Origin of the sequence: Streptomyces sp. XD-27 (assembly GCF_030553055.1) — a bacterium.
Taxonomy (GTDB): domain Bacteria; phylum Actinomycetota; class Actinomycetes; order Streptomycetales; family Streptomycetaceae; genus Streptomyces.
The window spans coordinates 5,296,489-5,313,046 of record NZ_CP130713.1 but is presented as its reverse complement, the minus strand read 5'-3'; the positions used below and the strand labels follow the sequence as shown (position 1 = coordinate 5,313,046).

Here is a 16,558-nt window from a genome sequence, read left to right as displayed (position 1 = left end):
ACCCCACGCCGGCGACGCGTTCCTGTCCGTACGCGACCTGTACGTCCACTTCGCCACCGAGGACGGCACGGTGAAGGCGGTCGACGGCCTCTCCTTCGACCTGGCGCGCGGCCGCACGCTCGGCATCGTCGGCGAGTCCGGCTCCGGCAAATCGGTGACCAACCTGGCCGTACTGGGCCTGCACGACCCGCGGCACACCACCATCCGCGGCGAGATCCTGCTGGACGGGCAGGAACTGACCGGCGCGCCGGAGCGCACGCTGGAGAGGCTGCGCGGCAACACGATGGCGATGATCTTCCAGGACTCGCTGACCGCCCTCTCGCCGTACTACACCATCGGCCGGCAGATCGCCGAGCCGTTCCGCAAGCACACCGGGGCCTCGCGGCGCGAGGCGCGGCAGCGGGCGGCGGAGATGCTGGAGAAGGTCGGCATCCCCAACGCGCGGCTGCGGGTGGACGACTACCCGCACCAGTTCTCCGGCGGCATGCGGCAGCGCGCGATGATCGCCATGTCCCTGATCTGCAACCCGGACCTGCTCATCGCGGACGAGCCGACGACGGCCCTGGACGTCACCGTCCAGGCACAGATCCTGGACCTGCTCAAGGACCTCCAGCAGGAGTACGGCTCGGCGATCATCCTGATCACGCACGACCTGGGCGTGGTCGCCAACACGGCGGACGACCTGCTGGTGATGTACGCGGGACGGGCCGTGGAGCGCGGTACGGTCCGCGAGGTGCTGCGGGCCCCCCAGCACCCCTACACCTGGGGCCTGCTGTCCTCGATGCCCCGCCTGACCTCGGCGGTCGACCGCCCGCTCACCCCCATCCCGGGCGCCCCGCCGAGTCTGCTGGATCCGCCGGGGGGCTGCCCGTTCCACCCGAGGTGCGCGCACACGGCCGTGGCGGGCAAGGACCGCTGCGCGAGGGAACGCCCGGAACTGCCGACGGGGCGGGGAGCGGCGTGCCACTTGAGCGCCGAGTCACGGCAGGTGCTGCGGAGGACGACATGACGAAGAGCGAACGGACCACGGACGAACGGACCACGGACGAACGAGCCAAGGCCCTCCTGGTAGCGGAAGGTCTGACGAAGCACTTCCCGGTGATGGGTGGCTTCCCGTTCCGACGGCGGGTGGGCGCGGTGCAGGCGGTCGACGGCATCGACCTGACCGTCCGCGAGGGCGAGAGCTTCGGTCTGGTGGGCGAGTCGGGCTGCGGCAAGTCGACGACGGGCCGCCTGCTGACGCGCCTGCTGGAGCCGACGAGGGGCCGCATCACGTACCGGGGCGAGGACATCACCCACGCGGACCGCCGCGCGCTCGCCCCGATCCGCTCCCAGATCCAGATGATCTTCCAGGACCCGTACTCGTCCTTGAACCCTCGCCAGACGGTGGGCCGGATCATCTCGGGCCCGATGGAAATCAACGACATCCGTCCGCGGGGAGGCCGGGAACGCCGGGTCCGCGAGTTGCTTGAGACGGTCGGCCTCAACCCGGAGCACTACAACCGCTTCCCACACGAGTTCTCGGGCGGCCAGCGCCAGCGCATCGGCGTGGCCAGAGCCCTGGCACTGGAACCGAAGCTGATCGTGGCGGACGAACCGGTCTCGGCCCTGGACGTCTCCATCCAGGCCCAGGTCGTCAACCTCCTCCAGAACCTCCAGCGCGACCTGGGCATCGCGTTCCTGTTCATCGCCCATGACCTGGCGGTGGTACGGCACTTCTCGCAGCGGGTGGCGGTCATGTACCTGGGCAAGATCGTGGAGGTGGGCGACCGAGAGTCGATCTACGGCCGCCCGAGGCACCCGTACACGCACGCACTGCTGTCGGCGGTCCCGGAGGCGGACGCGGTATTGGACGCGGACGAGGAGGCGGACGAGAACGGCAGGGACACCGCGGCCCCCGCCCGCCGCGAACGCATCCGCCTGTCAGGCGACGTCCCCTCCCCCATCAACCCACCGTCGGGCTGCCGCTTCCGCACGCGCTGCTGGAAGGCGCAGGAGAGATGCGCCCGGGAAGAGCCCCCGCTGGTACGGACCGACGGCAACACGGAGGAACACTTGACGGCCTGCCACTTCCCCGAAGATCCGACGCTCACGAAGTCTAGTAAGAGTGCCCAGGATCGCGGAAGCAACGGGAGTACACAGCGAACGCAATAAGCGGCTGACGGCCGTCGAGCCCCTTCTTCCACGTGACTTGCGTTTGGATACGCGTTTTCAGATGAACCGCCAAGATCTCCTGATTCCGATTCTTGCTTGCGTCAGGGCCATTTTTCACTATGCGCCACCCCTCCTTCGGCAGCCGATCAACGAGTTTTTCCATCCCCTTCTGAAGAACACTATTTTCGACGCCATAAATCGACCAAGGATGCCTAACGCTGCGATACATGTCCGCATCGCGATCACTCACACCGCAGGAACTCGCCATGGGTGCGAGGTCAGTCACTTTGCCCTTGATTTGCGTCATATCCAAAAGCCTACTCGACAGTGAGCCTACTTCCTCTTCAACTTCTCGGCTGCTGCGACTCTTGGGCTCATAATCAAGTTCGCTCGAATCTTCGTTCACGGAGGAACATCCCATCACCAGGGCGCACAGTAGCGCCAACCCAGACTGGATCCTCATCACCTTGGGTGCCGCCATCACGGCGCCTCCGCGATAAGTTTAACGTCATCATAGGCACCCACAATGACGTTTGCTTGGTTTGTCAGACTAACCGAAGGCTCGTTTCCTTTGTAATCCCAGTAGTCACCATGCCCCTTCGTATCCACCATCATGATATTGGCGCCGAATTCCCGGTCGGTAGGAACAATCCCGTCCTCGCCGAGCCCAGCCACTCGACCCCCAAGCGGGACAGGATCATCCGGAGACGCCATGGCCCAGAAGTGATGAGGGTCGAGCCCCACGTCACCCGGGCTCTTAGCCCGAAAACCGGGGCTGGCTACCGTAACCACATCATCTACTGGCAGGGGATCGGTCCAAGAATCGTGATAGTCAGGACTATAATCAGCCGCGTTCCCCATGAGCGTGGTGCCGTAACTATGACCTAGGAGAGTGTTATGCGCCTTGTCTCCCGTGGCCGCCTGTTGAGCCGCCACATTGCCATCGAGGAACTGTCGGAGACTAGGTGCACCTTCCGCTGCCTGCGAGTTGGAACTTGCTTCGGGGTAGAGACCGTCCCCGGCCTCAAACGGCTTCGCTGAGCGCGGGGAGTCATAATCAAACCACGTTATCGTTGACACCGACTGGTTGGGGGCAAGAGAAGTGCTCTCCCGCCACAACACTTCACTTTTCTCCATCTCATCGTTGATGTTACCCAGTAGCGTCTTCGAGCCAGGTACATACACCGCGGTGTGGTCAGCGACGTCCGGGTTCCCGTTGGCGATAATCACCTTTCCGTCATGATTAGCAAAGGGATCGAAACCGAGCAGATACGCCTCAGGCAAGCCTTTCTCTCCCGTCCTGTCGAAGCGATTCTGAATGTGACCCATGCCATCGATCGCATTTTCTAGCCGTTTCTTTCTGTCCCCGTACTTATCGTTCCATTTCCTCCAATCATCCGTGATCTCATACTTTGAATAGTCCCTACCTGCCCAATGGTACTTTTCCGGCGCCTCGGGGATCGCGCTCAACTCCTTCTGATACTCGGCACGAGCCTCAGCCAGGACGGTGCGGTTCGCCTCGTCGCGCACTCCGGCAGGAAGCCCGTCGAGCGCACCCAGGCTGGCGGGACGCAGAGAGATCAGGGCGTCTCTCTCGTCAGGGGAAAGACCCTTCCACCACTTGGCGTTTGACGCCGGATCGCTGTCCTTGGACGGGATCTTGATGTCGTCCAAGTAGTCCTTCGCGGCCTTGCGGACGCCTTCCGTGTCCTTCTTCGCATCGATCCAGTCGTCCTCGGAGACGACCATGTCATCGTCGGCCTTGAGCCGCCGCAGCTGCGGGGCCCAGAGGCCGTCGACTTCCGTTGCTTCCCAGACGGCCTGGGCGATGCGGTGAGCGATCGGCTGAGCCCGAGCGGCCTTCGGGTTGGGGTCGATGTTTGCTGCTTGATCGGCGATGGACTTGGCCGGATTCTTCTTGGCCACATCATCGACTGCGGTCTGGCTTTCGCTTTTGTCAATGGCGTAACCGGTGACCGAGCCGCCCGGCTGCTTCTTGCCGTCCTTGTCGTCTGCCGCCGGATAGCTGACCGATCCGTCGGCGTTCACCGTGAACCCCTCGTCCTCAGCGTCCTGCACCGCCTTATTGAGCTTGGTCTTCGCCTCCCGCAGATCGTGGGCCAGCCCGTTTAGTGCCGTGCTGATCGCTCCGCACTGGACCTGGGTGTAGTGGAAGTTCTTCGACAGCCCGGACAGCTGCCCCAAGGCCGCTTCCCGAGCCTCCCCCTTGAGATCCTTCCGCATGTTGGCGGTGATCTGGCGCTCCAGGGCCTCCGCGGCGTGCTGCGCCATGTTGCTGACCGACCGGTAGCCGTCGGCCGCGCTCTCGAACTCAGCTGGATTGAGCGCCTTCAGCGTCTTGAAATCCATGGCGTCGGATCACCCCTTGCCCTTGCCACCGACAGCCGGGGTGTCCCTATAGTTCTTGTCCAAGTTGTAGAATGCGCTCGCAGCATCCTCATCGGACCCAGCGAGCGTAGTGCCCGCAAGCTTGAGCTTCGTCTCAAGCGCAGCGCATCGGCCAGCCACACCGTTCAGATACAGCTTCCAGCTGTCACAGACATCCCGCTGGGCCACCGCGCTCTTCACCCCGCTAGCGCCGCTCGGATCCTTCGCACCGACCCCCTTCTGCTCCTCCGTCAGCTTCTTCTTAGCCGTCCTGACGTTCGTCGCGAGCGTGCCGACCGCCTTCCCTGCCGTCGTCCAAGCGGTCTTGCTGGTCTTCAGGCCGTCCGAACCGCCGCCGCCCTTCTCCTCCGCACTCGCCAGATTCATCCCAAATTTCGCCAGGACCTCGCTCACCTCAGCCCCTCCCGTGATCCGCGACGGCAAAACAACGGTGAGCATATAGAGGGACTTTGAGCATGTGCCTGAGTACGCGTACTCAGGTCGGCGAGGCCAGTCAGACTCCCAGGCGGGCCGCGCTCAGGCCGTGGCGATCAGCACCCCGGCGGCGAAGCCGCAAGCGACGGACAGTGCGACGAGGCAGGCCAGGCCCACGAAGCGGGCCGCCTTGGTGGTGATGCGTTTGAGGCCCGTCAGCCGGGGGCGTGGGCGGGCGTGGCATGTGCGACGGGGCTGCGGTGTGGCTCGGGGTGGGGTGGGAGGTACGGGCGTCGCCTGGCTGGAGGGGTTCGGGGCGACGCGCCAGTGCTTGTGGGTGGTCATGAGGTACTGGCAGTGCGTGGGGTCTGTGCGGGTGTGGTCGATGGCCCAGACGCCGACCGGCCGCGGGTCGTTGTCCGACCAGCGTTCTCGACCACATGGGATGCATTGCGCGCCGTAGATCGCTTCCGGGGCGCCTTCGCCGGTTTCCGGGATCAGGACCCACTCAGCGCCCTTGATGATGGCGTGGTCCATCGTGGCGCTCCTCCGTCTCTGCTCGCTGTACCAGTTCCGTCTCGGTCACCAGCGACTTGTGTTCGGTGTGGTCGTCGAGACGCGACCAGACGTACGCGTGGTCCGCGTCGACTCCAGCCCAGCCGCTGCCGATCTGGACCACGACGCCTTCGAACGGTTCGGGCCGCTCCCATCGGAGTCGGTCCGGAGCGACGTACGACATGCCGCGTACGCGGTCGCCGAGTTGGAACGGTGGGCTCTGGGCGCCCTTCTGTGAGTCCAACGGGGCCTCCTGTCTGGTGCCTGATCGCCTCGGGTGAGTACCGGGCGTAGTCATTTAGTCACCAGAGCAACGCAACTCGGCATAGAATAGGGCTACTTAAACGACAGCCAGCAACTCGGTTGGCTGCCGTTGATGCTGGCCGGGACCACATCACCGGAGGTCACAGCGTTGGACGAGACCACCCCAACCCAGCACTTGAACCCCCTCCAGCGCTTCGGGCGCGACGTCAAGCAGGTACGTCTCGCACGCAAGCTCACGCAGAAGCACCTGGGCAGAGCGACGGGCTACTCCGAGGCGTACGTCAGCCGGGTTGAGGCCGGAAAGCTGCCGAACAAGCCCAGTGAGAAGTTCGCCAAGGGCTGCGACACCGGTTTCGGGACTGGGGAGTTATTCGCCGGGTTGCTACGGAGGATCGATGACGGCGACCATCCGTCGTGGTTCGCTCCGTACCTGGAGCTGGAGCGGAAGGCATGGCGCATTCTCGACTACTCGGCAGACGTCGTGATGGGCCTTCTGCAGACGGAGGGCTATGCGCGGTCCATCTTCCGTGTGTCCAACCCCAGGGCCAGCGCAGAGGCGATCGAGGGCAAGGTGGCCGCGCGCCTGCGGCGGCGTGAGGTGTTCGAGCGCGGCACTCCGCCGCTGCTGTGGGCCATCCTCCACGAAGCCTGTCTGCGGACGGTCGTGGGTGGTGCTGAGGTCATGGCCGAGCAGCTTGAGTACCTGCTAACGGCAGCCGCGTCGCCGCACATCGGGCTTCAGGTGATGCCATTCTCGGTCGGTGCTCCGACCCCTCACATGAAGCCCTTCACTGTGCTGCGCTTCACGGACTCCCCATCGGTGCTGTACACGGAGACTCGGGTAGGGGGAAGGATGCACGACCTCGCCGAGACGGTCGCCGCCGCCGAGGATGACTACGATCTGCTCAGAGCACACGCATTGTCCCCGGCTGAGTCAGTAGCCCTGATCAAGACCATGCTGAAGGAGTACTGAGCATGAGAGCCGACGTAGATCTCGCCGCCGCCGTGTGGGTCAAGTCGTCCTACAGCGACGGCAGCGGCGGGCAATGCGTCGAGTTCTCCCGCGACCTCACCCACGCCCACGGCGTCGTCCCCGTCCGCGACAGCAAGGACCCCCACGGCCCGGCGCTCGTCTTCTCCGCCGACAGCTGGTCGTCGTTCATATCGGCCATCAGGCGTGGCGAGTTCCCCGGCGCCTGAGCATCCGTACTTACCCGTTCCCCGCTACCGAACGGATGTCCCACTCGCGCCTGGCGTCATAGCTTCCTGCCATGCAGACAGAGCGCCTCACCAGTTCCTCCACTTCCGCCTCGCCGCTGCCGGAGCGGGCTCCTGAGCCCGCTCCCGTTACTAGGCGAGATGTTCCCAGGTGGGTCCTGGTGACGATCATCGGCTCCATCAGTTTGCTCGGCTGCGCCGTCTCAGCCCTGAACGGCATCGGGTGACTCCTGCGCCGAAGCGGAAGAGCCGCCTACGACCGCAGGCCGATCATGCGGATCGGCTGCCCCGTCTGCCTGGCGATCGTCTCGAAGTCCCGGTCGTAGTGGAGCAGCGTGAGACCGGCCGAGGTAGTCGGCGACGGTCACTCATCGGCTCCCGAGTCGACAGCGGGCTCCGCCTGGCTTACACCGCCGCGGTACTTCCTCTTGTCCAGGAAGATGTCGATGTCCAGGGCTCCGTCGGCAACCAGTTGACGGGATTCCTCCAGAGCGCGCAGCCGCCGATAGCGGGCCGTGATCTCCCGTAGCGCCGTGTTGACAGTGTCACGTTTCGTTGTGGTTCCGAGCTCTCGGGCGGCTGCCTCCAGGGCCTCGTCATCGAGGTCGATAACGGTGCGGCTCACAGGGACCCCCCTCGATATGTGCGTCGACCTATATCGATATACACGAACCGCTGTATACGCGGTGGTCCGCCTACACGCGGCTCTGCCCGGCGCCCGGCTCGTCGCCCCCGCCGGCACCACCCCCCGCTCCTCCGCGAAATGGCACGCCGACGGATGCGCCGCCGGGCCCTCCCCTCGCAGCCACTCCGGGACCGCCAGTAGCGGGACCTCCGCCGCGCACTTCGGCTGGGCCTTCCAGCAGCGGGTGCGGAAGCGGCAGCCCGACGGGGGGTTGGCCGGGCTCGGGACGTCGCCTGTCAGCAGGATGCGTTCGCGGTGGTCGCGGGCGGTCGGGTCCGGGACCGGGACCGCGGAGAGGAGGGCCTGGGTGTAGGGGTGGGTGGGGTGCTCGTAGATCTGGGTGTCCGTGCCGATCTCGGCGAAGCGGCCCAGGTACATCACCGCGACCCGGTCCGAGATGTGCCGGACCACCGACAGGTCGTGCGCGATGAAGACGTAGGAGAGGTCGAATTCGTTCTGGAGTTTCTCCATCAGGTTGATGACCTGGGCCTGGACCGAGACGTCCAGGGCCGAGACCGGCTCGTCGCAGATGATGATCTCCGGGTTCAGCGCCAGGCCGCGCGCGATACCGATCCGCTGCCGCTGGCCGCCCGAGAACTGGTGCGGATAGCGGTTGATGTACTCGGGGTTGAGGCCGACCACGTCCAGGAGGTCCTGGACCTTGCGGCGCCGGTCGCCCTTCGGGGCCACCTCCGAGTGGATCTCGTACGGCTCGCCGATGATGTCGCCCACCGTCATCCGCGGGTTCAGCGACGTGTACGGGTCCTGGAACACCATCTGGATGTTGCGGCGAACCGCCTTCAATGCCTTGCCCGACAGTCTCGTGATGTCCTCGCCCTTGTAGCGGATCGTGCCCGCCGTCGGCTCCTCCAGGTGCACCAGCGTCTTCGCCACCGTCGACTTTCCGCAGCCCGATTCGCCCACGATGCCGAGCGTCTCGCCGCGGGCGAGGTCAAAGGAGACCGTGTCGACCGCCCGTACCGCGCCGACCTGCCGCTTGAACACGATGCCCTGCGTGAGCGGGTAGAGCTTGGCCAGGTCGCGGACCTCCAAGATCGCCTCACCGCGCATGGAGTTCGTCCTTCCAGAAGTGGCAGGCACTGGTCCGGCCGGGCAGTTCCGTGCCGTCGTCCTCCGCCACCGGGTAGAGCGGCGGGCGGTCCGTACGGCAGACGTCCTGGGCGCGCGGGCAGCGCGGGTTGAAGGGGCAGCCGGGCGGGATGGCCATGAGGTTGGGCGGCAGGCCCTTGATCGCGTAGAGGTCATGGCCCTTCTGGTCGACGCGCGGGATGGAGTCGAGCAGGCCGCGGGTGTACGGGTGCGCGGGCCGCTTGTACAGCTCGTGCACCGGGGCGGTCTCCACGATCCGGCCCGCGTACATCACCGCGATCTTGTCCGCGACGTCGGCCACCACGCCCAGGTCGTGGGTGATCAGGATCAAGCCCATGTTGAACTCGCGCTGGAGCTCCGCGAGGAGGTCCATCACCTGCGCCTGGACCGTCACGTCCAGGGCCGTGGTCGGCTCGTCGGCGATGATCAGGTCCGGCTCCAGCGCCATCGCCATGGCGATCATGATGCGCTGCCGCATACCGCCCGAGAACTGGTGCGGATAGTCCCCCACCCGCTCCTTCGCCGCCGGCATACGGACGCGGTCCATCAGCTCGACTGCCCTGACACGCGACTCCTTGCGGCCCAGGCCCCGGTGCACCTGGAACATCTCGGCCAGCTGGGCGCCGACCGGCATCACCGGGTTGAGGGCGGACAGCGCGTCCTGGAAGATCATCGCCATCTTCGCGCCGCGCACCTTGCGGCGCTCGTCGGCGGAGGCGCGGAGCAGGTCCCGGCCCTGGAAGAGGATCCGGCCGCCGGTGACGGAGCCGGGCGGGGAGTCCAGGATGCCCATGACGGCCTGCGCGGTCACGGACTTGCCGGAGCCGGACTCGCCCAGCACCGCGAGGGTCTCGCCCGCGTCGACGCTGTACGTCACGCCGTTGACGGCCTTCGCCACGCCGTCGCGGGTGCGGAACTCCACCCGTAGGTCCTGCACCTCCAGCAGCGTGCCCCGGCCCTGCGCGGATTCCGGAGACGTGGTCATCTGCCGCCTCCTCAGCGCAGCTTGGGGTCGAGGGCGTCGCGCACCGCGTCGCCGAGCATGATGAACGCCAGCACCGTGACGCTCAGCGCGCCCGCCGGCCACAGCAGCATGTGCGGGGCGTTGCGGATGTGGGTGGAGGCCGAGGAGATGTCGATCCCCCAGGAGACGGTGGGCGGTTTCAGTCCGACGCCGAGGAAGGACAAGGTCGCCTCCAGCGCGATGTACGTGCCGAGCGCGATGGTGGCGACCACGACGACGGGGGCGACGGCGTTGGGCGCGATGTGCCGCAGCAGCATCCGGGTGTTGCCGGCGCCGAGCGCGCGGGCGGCCTGGACGTAGTCGTTCTGCTTGGCGGTGACGACCGAGCCGCGGGCGATACGGGAGATCTGCGGCCAGCCGAGCAGCACGATGAACCCGACGACCGGCCAGACCGAGCCGCTGGTGACCACGGAGAGGAAGACCAGGCCGCCGAGGACGATCGGGATGCCGAAGAAGACGTCGGCGATGCGCGAGAGCAGGGCGTCCCACCAGCCGCCGAAGAAGCCGGCGAGGCCGCCGAGCACGCTGCCGAGGGCCGCCGCGCCCGCGGTGGCGAAGATGCCGACCTGGATGGAGGCGCGGGCGCCGTAGACCACGCGGGTGTAGACGTCGCAGCCCTGGGTGTCGAAGCCGAAGGGGTGGCCGGGCTGGGAGCCCTCCTGGGCCTTGCCCAGGTCGCACTTGGTCGGGTTGCCGCCGGCGATGGCCTCCGGCCAGATGGCGATGACGATCAGGAAGACGATGATGAGGGCGGCGATGTCGAAGACGGGGTTGCGGATCAGGTCGTGCCAGGCGTCGGACCACAAGCTGCGCGCCTTGGCGGCCGGTTCCGGACCCTGATTGGCCCGTTCCGGGTCCTGGACGGCCCGTTCCGGGTCCTGGATGGCCGGTTCCGGGTCCTGGATGGCCCGTTCCGGGCCTGGGGCGCGGGCCGGGCCGTGGGCGAGGGCGGAGCCGTGGGCGCGGGCCAGGCCGCGGTCCAGCGTCTCCGCTTCCCCGGTGGCCAGGTCGGCGCTGCCGCCCCGGTCGGGGCGACGGCCTCGTGGTCGTCGTACGGACGCTCAGACATAGCGGATCCTCGGGTCGAGCACGGCGTACAGGAGGTCGACGAGGAGGTTCGCCATCAGGAAGACGATCACCAGGATGGTGACGAAGCCGACGACCGTCGGCGAGTTCTGCCGCAGGATGCCCTGGTAGAGCTGGAATCCCACACCGTGGATGTTGAAGATCCGCTCGGTGACGATGGCGCCGCCCATCAGCGCGCCGATGTCGGTGCCGATGTAGGTGACCACCGGGATGAGGGAGTTGCGCAGCAGGTGCCGGGTGACGATCCGGTGGCGCGGCAGGCCCTTGGCGAGCGCGGTGCGCACGTAGTCGGCGCGGGTGTTCTCGGCGACGGAGGTACGGGTGAGGCGGGCGGTGTACGCGAGCGAGGTCAGCCCCAGCACGATGCCCGGCAGCAGGAGCTCGTCGAAGGGCGCCTCGGGGGAGACGGACGGGTTCACCCAGTCCCACTTGACCCCGAACAGGTACTGGAGCACGTAGCCGCTGACGAAGGTCGGGATGGAGACGACCACCAGGGTGAGCAGCAGGACGGAGGTGTCCAGGGCGCGGCCGCGGCGCATTCCGCTGAAGACGCCGAGGGTGATGCCCACGGCGATCTCGAAGAGGACCGCGACGATCGTGAGCCGGAGGGTGACGGGGAACGAGGTCCGCATCAGCTCGGTGACGGGCTCGCCGTTGAAGGCGGTGCCGAAGTCGCCCTGGAAGATCAGCCCCATGTAGTGCCCGTACTGCCGCCACAGGGGCTCGTCGAGGTACAGCTCCTTGCGGATCCGGGCGGCGGTGGCCGGGTCGGGGGCCCGGTCGCCGAAGAGCGCGGCGACCGGGTCCCCCAGGGCGTACACCATGAAGAAGATCAGGAAGGTGCTCCCGATGAAGACCGGGATCATCTGGAGCAGCCGCCGGATCACATAGCGGCCCATGCGGTCAGCTGACCTTGATCTTGTCGTAGACGGGGACGCTGAACTGGTTCAGCGCGACGTCGCTGAGCCGCTCGGAGTAGCCCGCGCTGCCGTTCTGGTACCACAGCGGGACGGCGGCCATCTGCCGGGCGAGGACCTTCTCCGCATCCTGGAAGCCGGTCACCGCCTTGGCCGGGTCGGATTCCGCGTTCGCCCTGTCCACCAGGTCGTCGAACGTCCTGTCGCTCCAGTGCCCGTCGTTCGACGAGGCGTTGGTGTAGTACAGCGGCTGGAGGAAGTTCTGGATCAGCGGATAGTCCATCTGCCAGCCGGCCCGGAAGGGGCCCTTCATCCGCCGGTCGGAGATCTGGTTGCGGTAGTCCGCGAAGGTGCCGACCGGGTTGCCGACACAGGCGTTGTCCTTGCCGAGCGCGTTGTTGATGCTGTTGCAGACCGCGTCGACCCAGTCCTTGTGGGAGCCGCTGTCGGAGTTGTACGTGATCGTCATCCTGCCGCCGGGCAGGCCGCCGGCCTCGGCGATCAGCTTCTTGGCTGCCTTGGGGTCGTAGGCGCAGGCGCCGCCGCACAGCCCGGACCTGTAGCCGCCGTCGTCGCCCAGGACGGGGGAGGTCCAGTCGGTGGCGGGGGTGCGGGTCTTCTCGAAGATCTGCTCGGTGATCTGCTTGCGGTTGATGGCCCGGGAGATGCCCGTGCGCAGCTTGGCGGAGTCCGGCCCGCTCCATTTCCTGTCGTAGAACGGGAAGGCCAGGGTCTGGATGATGCCCGCCGGCTGGTTGATGTAGCGGTCGCCCAGGTCGCTGCGCACGTTCTTCAGCTGGGCGGCGGGGATGTCGTCCGCCAGGTCGAGGTTGCCGGACTGGAGGTCGGTGTAGGCGGTGTTGTTGTCGGTGTAGACACGCAGGTCGACGCCGTTGTTCCGGGCCTTGTCGGGGCCGTGGTACCCGTCCCACCTGCGGAGCTTCATCACCGAGCCACGGGTGTACGAGTCGACCTGGTACGGGCCGTTGCCGACGGGCTTCCTCACCCACGCGGCGTGGTCGGTGAAGAACGCCCGGGGCAGCGGCGCGAACGCGTTGTAGCCGAGGGTCTCCGGCCAGGTCGAGAACTTCTGCTTGAGCGCGACCGTGAAGGTCCGGTCGTCCTTGACCGCGAGTCCCTCAAGCGTCTTCGCGGTCGGTCGGCCCTGGGTCGGGTGGACCTTGTCGTACCCCTTGATGTACTCGAAGAAGTAGGCGTTCTTCTGCTTGTTGTCGATGTTCGCGCCGTAGTTCCAGGCGTCCACGAAGGACTTGGCCGTGACCTTCTCGCCGTTGCTGAACGTCCAGCCGTCCTTGATGGTGACGGTGTAGTTCTGCTGATCGGTGGTCTCGATCTTCTCGGCGAGCATGTCCTGGGCCGCGCCGGTCTTCGGGTCGTACCGCTTGAGCCCGCGGAAGACCATGTCGAGGACCTTGCCGCCCTGGACCTCGTTGGTGTTGGCCGGCTCCAGCGGGTTCTGCGGGTCGCCCCACGAGGAGCGGACGATCCCGTCCCCGGCGCCCGCGCTGGCACCGCCCCCGCAGGCCGCGGCCGCGAGGGCGACCACCGCCACGGCGCAGGCGGCCCACATGGCGCGCGGGGCGCGGGTGCGCGTGGCCGTACGCGCCGTGGGCGTGGCCGTACGCGTAGCCGTAGGCGTGGCCCGCTCGGCTGTACGCGTGCCTGCGCGCATGGAGTGCCTCCTCAGGGTCGAAGCTCCGGCAGAGACCCAGATGACACCCAAACAATGACGGAAGCCGTCTTTCCGACCCGCCCATTTGCACGTATTCGGCCAATAAACCGCCCGTATGCGTGGAGTGCGGTTCGCCCGAACGAGCGGCGCGGGGCCCGGATGGCGGCATGCGCGCCCCGCCGCCGGGAGGTAGGCCTGTCGGCCGTTCCGTCAGCCGTGCGAGGCGGCCTCCTCCGAAGTGGTCTCGTGCGAAGTGGCCTCATGCGACGTGGTCTCGTGCGACGTGGTCTGGAAACGCCCGCGGAACTCGGCGAGGAGTTCGTCCGTCACCTCGGCACCGGCGGCGACGGCGGCGTGCACCTCGCGGAAGTAGCCCTCGTAGCCGGCGGGGGTGTAGAGGCACAGGGCGCGGACCGTCTCGGTACCGGCGTTACGGAAGCCGTGCGGCGTCCCGCGCACGGCGGACATCAGGTTCCCGGGGCCCACCGTCACCTCCCCGTCGCCGTCGTGCAGGGTCAACTCGCCTTCCAGGACGTAGAAGTACTCGTCATGGGCGTGGTGGATGTGCGGTCGCGCGCCGACGATGCCGGGTGCCAGGGTGAACTCCTCGAAGGAGAAGCGGCCCTCGGTGTGCTCGGCGGTCAGCCGGAAGAAGTGCGCCACTCCCGCCACGTCGATGAGTTCGCCGTCTTCGGGTCGGCGCAGCAACGGGCGGGGGGTTTCGGGCTGTTGGTTGGTCATGCCGCATCTTGACAGGCCGCGGGTACGCCTGATCCGCCGAGGTGATCGAAGTCACCGATCGGTGACCGCGGCGCCCTGCCGTCATCCTTCGGTCGCACCGCAACATCAGCCGTACGGCGATCCGGGTTCAGCCCGCGGAGCGATGCCCGGCGGCACCGTTCCCTGCGATGGTCATCACCGGACGGGGCCAGCCGCCAGACCACCGAAGCCGAGGACCGCACATGCAGCCGCTCCCGCACGTCGCAGAACCCACTGCCGCCACCCGCCCCGGACGGCTCCGGGCCGCGTGGCGGGCGGCCCACGAGCCCGTTGCCGGAGTGTCCCGACGGATGCAACTCGTCGCCTACACCGTGCCGTTCCCCCGTCCTTCCGTCCAGCATCTGGCGGTTCCCGGCCGCGTTCGACGACGGCATCGGGCTCGGTGAGCGGGCGTACGTCGTCTGGCTGTCGATCCTGTCCGAATGCCTCGCGTTCACCGCGATCGGCCTGATCGCGCGGTGGGGCGAGGTGTTCCCGCGCTGGGTTCCGTTCCTGGGCGGCCGCCGGGTCGCGACGAAAGCGGCGGTCATCCCGGCCGCCATCGGGGCCACGATCCTCACGCTCCTGTTCACTCTCCTGGCTATCGCGTCCGAGATCAGGGGCACGACGATCCGGGGGACGACCTACCGGCCGACTCCCCGGGCCAGGCCGGGGGCTGGGAGGCGGCTTGGTTCTATTTCTGCTACGCGCCGCTCATCCTGTGGGGGCCGTTGCTGGCCGCGCTGACCATCGCCTATGGCAAGCGTCGTCGCGCGGCCGAGAGGCTGCCTGTGGCGGCGTGAGCGCCGGAAGACGGCCGGGAATGCCCGTGGCGTCGCGCGCGTTGGGACGGGCGTACGGCGAACGACCACGGGGGTGGGGATGTCGAACGAGACCGGTGTGCAGGGCACCGTCGCGGCGGGGTTCGAAGGGGTGCGCGAGGAGTTCGCGGCGGTGCTCGCCGAGGAGGCGGCCGCGGGGACGGAGCCCGGTGCCCAGCTCGCGGCGTATGTGAACGGTCGGCAGGTGGTCGACCTGTGGGGCGGGGACGGCGTGTCGGGCGACTCGCTGCACGGCCTCTACTCCTCCGCCAAGGGCGCGGCGCACCTGGTCGTGGCGCTGCTGGTGCAGGACGGTGTGCTCGACCTGGACCGGACCGTCGCCGCCTACTGGCCGGAGTTCGCCGCCGAGGGGAAGGACGAGGTGACCTTGCGGGACCTGCTCGCGCACCGCTCCGGCGTGATCGGGGTGGACGGCGGGTTCAGCGCGGCCGAGCTGGCCGACGACCGGCTGCTCGCCGAACGGCTCGCGGGCCAGCGTCCGTTCTGGCGACCGGGCACGGCATACGGCTACCACGCCTTCGTGATCGGCGCCCTCACCGGCGAGGTGGTGCGCCGGGCCACCGGACGGTCGATCCAGGAGCTGTACGAGGAGCGGATCCGGGCGCCGTACGGGCTGGACTTCCACCTGGGCCTGCCCGAGGCGCTGGAGCCCCGCTATGTGGACGTGCTGCCGATGCGTCCCACGCCGGAGCAGCAGGCCGGGCTCGCGGCCTCCGCGCCCGCCCCGGGCAGCCTCACCGGGATAGCCTTCAACCTCAACGCCACCCCGCCCACCGACCTGGTGGAGTTCGCCAACACCCGTGCGGTCCGGGCGCTCGGCCCCACCTCCTCCGGCGGCGTGGGGAACGCGCGCGGATTGGCCGCGATGTACGCGGCGGCCATCAGCGAGGTGGGCGGAAGGGCCCCGCTGCTGCGGCCCGACACCATCGCCGAGTTCGCCAAGGTCCAGACCCCGGGCACCGACCTGGTCACCGGCGAGCGGGACCACTTCGCGCTCGGCTTCGAGGCACAGGGCGTGCGGTACCCGTTCCTGGGCGCGGACGCCTTCGGCCACAGCGGCGCGGTCGGCGCCCAGTCCTTCGCCGATCCGGGCAGCGGCGTCGCGTACAGCTACACGCGCCGCCGCTTCGCCGTCGGCGGAGGCGGCGGCGCCCCGGAGAACCACCGCTTGGCCGCAGCGGTCATGGAGGCGGTGGCACTCGGGTAACGGCCGAACCGCCGCCACGTCACCCGGCGAGGTGGTCGAACTCCCCGCGCTTGACGGCGCGCATGAGCGCGCGGAGGGCGGCGGGGTTGGTTCGGATGACGATGGCGGGGTCGTCGCTCTCGCGGAGGTGGGTCGTACCGGTGGGACCGGCGGCGACCTCGACGCACTGGTCGGACCCCGGTTCGCTGAAACTGGACTTCTGCCAGGTGAACTGAGACATC

The 16,558-nt window shown here is 67.7% G+C and carries 17 protein-coding genes and 3 pseudogenes; 6 read left to right on the top strand and 14 right to left on the bottom strand.

The annotated features are described in order from the left end of the window. Positions 1 to 22 precede the first annotated feature (22 nt). Both Q3Y56_RS23120 and Q3Y56_RS23115 read left to right on the top strand, forming a co-directional pair. Positions 23 to 1,009, top strand: a complete 987-nt coding sequence (locus Q3Y56_RS23120; protein ID WP_304465748.1) for an ABC transporter ATP-binding protein — start codon at positions 23 to 25, stop codon at positions 1,007 to 1,009. Continuing rightward, positions 1,006 to 2,154 (top strand): ABC transporter ATP-binding protein, encoded by a 1,149-nt coding sequence (locus Q3Y56_RS23115; protein WP_304463761.1) that lies wholly within the window; start codon positions 1,006 to 1,008, stop codon positions 2,152 to 2,154. Before Q3Y56_RS23120 ends, Q3Y56_RS23115 begins: the two co-directional genes overlap by 4 nt. On the opposite strand, the gene Q3Y56_RS23110 is transcribed toward Q3Y56_RS23115, so the two are convergent. The 5 genes from Q3Y56_RS23110 to Q3Y56_RS23090 form a co-directional block, all read right to left on the bottom strand. Beyond that, a complete protein-coding gene (locus Q3Y56_RS23110) occupies positions 2,099 to 2,560 on the bottom strand; it encodes a hypothetical protein (protein ID WP_304463760.1) in 462 nt (153 codons plus the stop codon). The genes Q3Y56_RS23115 and Q3Y56_RS23110 overlap by 56 nt on opposite strands. A gap of 74 nt (positions 2,561 to 2,634) precedes the next feature. Next, positions 2,635 to 4,524 (bottom strand): alpha/beta hydrolase, encoded by a 1,890-nt coding sequence (locus tag Q3Y56_RS23105; protein ID WP_304463759.1) that lies wholly within the window; start codon positions 4,522 to 4,524, stop codon positions 2,635 to 2,637. A 9-nt stretch (positions 4,525 to 4,533) separates the two neighbouring features. Beyond that, complete coding sequence (locus Q3Y56_RS23100; RefSeq protein WP_304463758.1) at positions 4,534 to 4,956, bottom strand: hypothetical protein; 423 nt, start codon at positions 4,954 to 4,956, stop codon at positions 4,534 to 4,536. Between the two features lie 123 nt (positions 4,957 to 5,079). Further along, positions 5,080 to 5,514 (bottom strand): hypothetical protein, encoded by a 435-nt coding sequence (locus Q3Y56_RS23095; RefSeq protein WP_304463757.1) that lies wholly within the window; start codon positions 5,512 to 5,514, stop codon positions 5,080 to 5,082. Then, entirely contained in the window at positions 5,486 to 5,776 is a 291-nt protein-coding gene (locus Q3Y56_RS23090; protein ID WP_304463756.1) for a hypothetical protein, read from the bottom strand. Before Q3Y56_RS23090 ends, Q3Y56_RS23095 begins: the two co-directional genes overlap by 29 nt. Positions 5,777 to 5,944: 168 nt before the next feature. Here Q3Y56_RS23090 and Q3Y56_RS23085 point away from each other — a divergent pair, with 168 nt between their 5' ends. Continuing rightward, positions 5,945 to 6,769, top strand: a complete 825-nt coding sequence (locus Q3Y56_RS23085; RefSeq protein ID WP_304463755.1) for a helix-turn-helix transcriptional regulator — start codon at positions 5,945 to 5,947, stop codon at positions 6,767 to 6,769. A 2-nt stretch (positions 6,770 to 6,771) separates the two neighbouring features. Continuing rightward, entirely contained in the window at positions 6,772 to 6,996 is a 225-nt protein-coding gene (locus Q3Y56_RS23080; protein ID WP_304463754.1) for a DUF397 domain-containing protein, read from the top strand. A gap of 271 nt (positions 6,997 to 7,267) precedes the next feature. Here Q3Y56_RS23080 and Q3Y56_RS33570 read toward each other — a convergent pair. From Q3Y56_RS33570 to Q3Y56_RS23045, 8 genes and pseudogenes are all read right to left on the bottom strand, one after another. Beyond that, positions 7,268 to 7,360: pseudogene (locus Q3Y56_RS33570) on the bottom strand (VapC toxin family PIN domain ribonuclease); the annotation flags it as partial. Positions 7,361 to 7,378: 18 nt separating this feature from the next. After that, complete coding sequence (locus Q3Y56_RS23075; RefSeq protein WP_304465747.1) at positions 7,379 to 7,639, bottom strand: type II toxin-antitoxin system VapB family antitoxin; 261 nt, start codon at positions 7,637 to 7,639, stop codon at positions 7,379 to 7,381. Between the two features lie 108 nt (positions 7,640 to 7,747). Then, a pseudogene (locus tag Q3Y56_RS23070) lies at positions 7,748 to 8,770 on the bottom strand (ABC transporter ATP-binding protein); the annotation flags it as partial. Further along, a complete protein-coding gene (locus Q3Y56_RS23065; protein ID WP_304463753.1) occupies positions 8,760 to 9,794 on the bottom strand; it encodes an ABC transporter ATP-binding protein in 1,035 nt (344 codons plus the stop codon). The pseudogene Q3Y56_RS23070 and the gene Q3Y56_RS23065, both read right to left, overlap by 11 nt. A gap of 11 nt (positions 9,795 to 9,805) precedes the next feature. Further along, complete coding sequence (locus Q3Y56_RS23060; RefSeq protein WP_304465746.1) at positions 9,806 to 10,717, bottom strand: ABC transporter permease; 912 nt, start codon at positions 10,715 to 10,717, stop codon at positions 9,806 to 9,808. Positions 10,718 to 10,894: 177 nt separating this feature from the next. Further along, positions 10,895 to 11,818, bottom strand: coding sequence for an ABC transporter permease (locus Q3Y56_RS23055; protein WP_304463752.1), 924 nt, complete (start codon positions 11,816 to 11,818; stop codon positions 10,895 to 10,897). Positions 11,819 to 11,822: 4 nt separating this feature from the next. Further along, positions 11,823 to 13,427: an ABC transporter substrate-binding protein gene (locus Q3Y56_RS23050; RefSeq protein ID WP_304465745.1), complete on the bottom strand. Its 1,605-nt coding sequence runs from the start codon at positions 13,425 to 13,427 to the stop codon at positions 11,823 to 11,825. A 312-nt stretch (positions 13,428 to 13,739) separates the two neighbouring features. Then, on the bottom strand, positions 13,740 to 14,270 hold the full coding sequence (locus Q3Y56_RS23045; protein WP_304463751.1) for a cupin domain-containing protein: 531 nt from the start codon (positions 14,268 to 14,270) through the stop codon (positions 13,740 to 13,742). Between the two features lie 221 nt (positions 14,271 to 14,491). Between Q3Y56_RS23045 and Q3Y56_RS23040 the strand changes: the two are divergent. Next, positions 14,492 to 15,091, top strand: a pseudogene (locus tag Q3Y56_RS23040) (hypothetical protein). 79 nt (positions 15,092 to 15,170) lie between these two features. After that, complete coding sequence (locus tag Q3Y56_RS23035) at positions 15,171 to 16,337, top strand: serine hydrolase domain-containing protein (RefSeq protein WP_304463750.1); 1,167 nt, start codon at positions 15,171 to 15,173, stop codon at positions 16,335 to 16,337. Positions 16,338 to 16,356: 19 nt separating this feature from the next. Here the strand turns inward: Q3Y56_RS23035 and Q3Y56_RS23030 are convergent, their stop codons facing one another. Further along, positions 16,357 to 16,557: a DUF397 domain-containing protein gene (locus tag Q3Y56_RS23030; protein ID WP_304463749.1), complete on the bottom strand. Its 201-nt coding sequence runs from the start codon at positions 16,555 to 16,557 to the stop codon at positions 16,357 to 16,359. Between the last annotated feature and the right edge of the window lies 1 nt (position 16,558).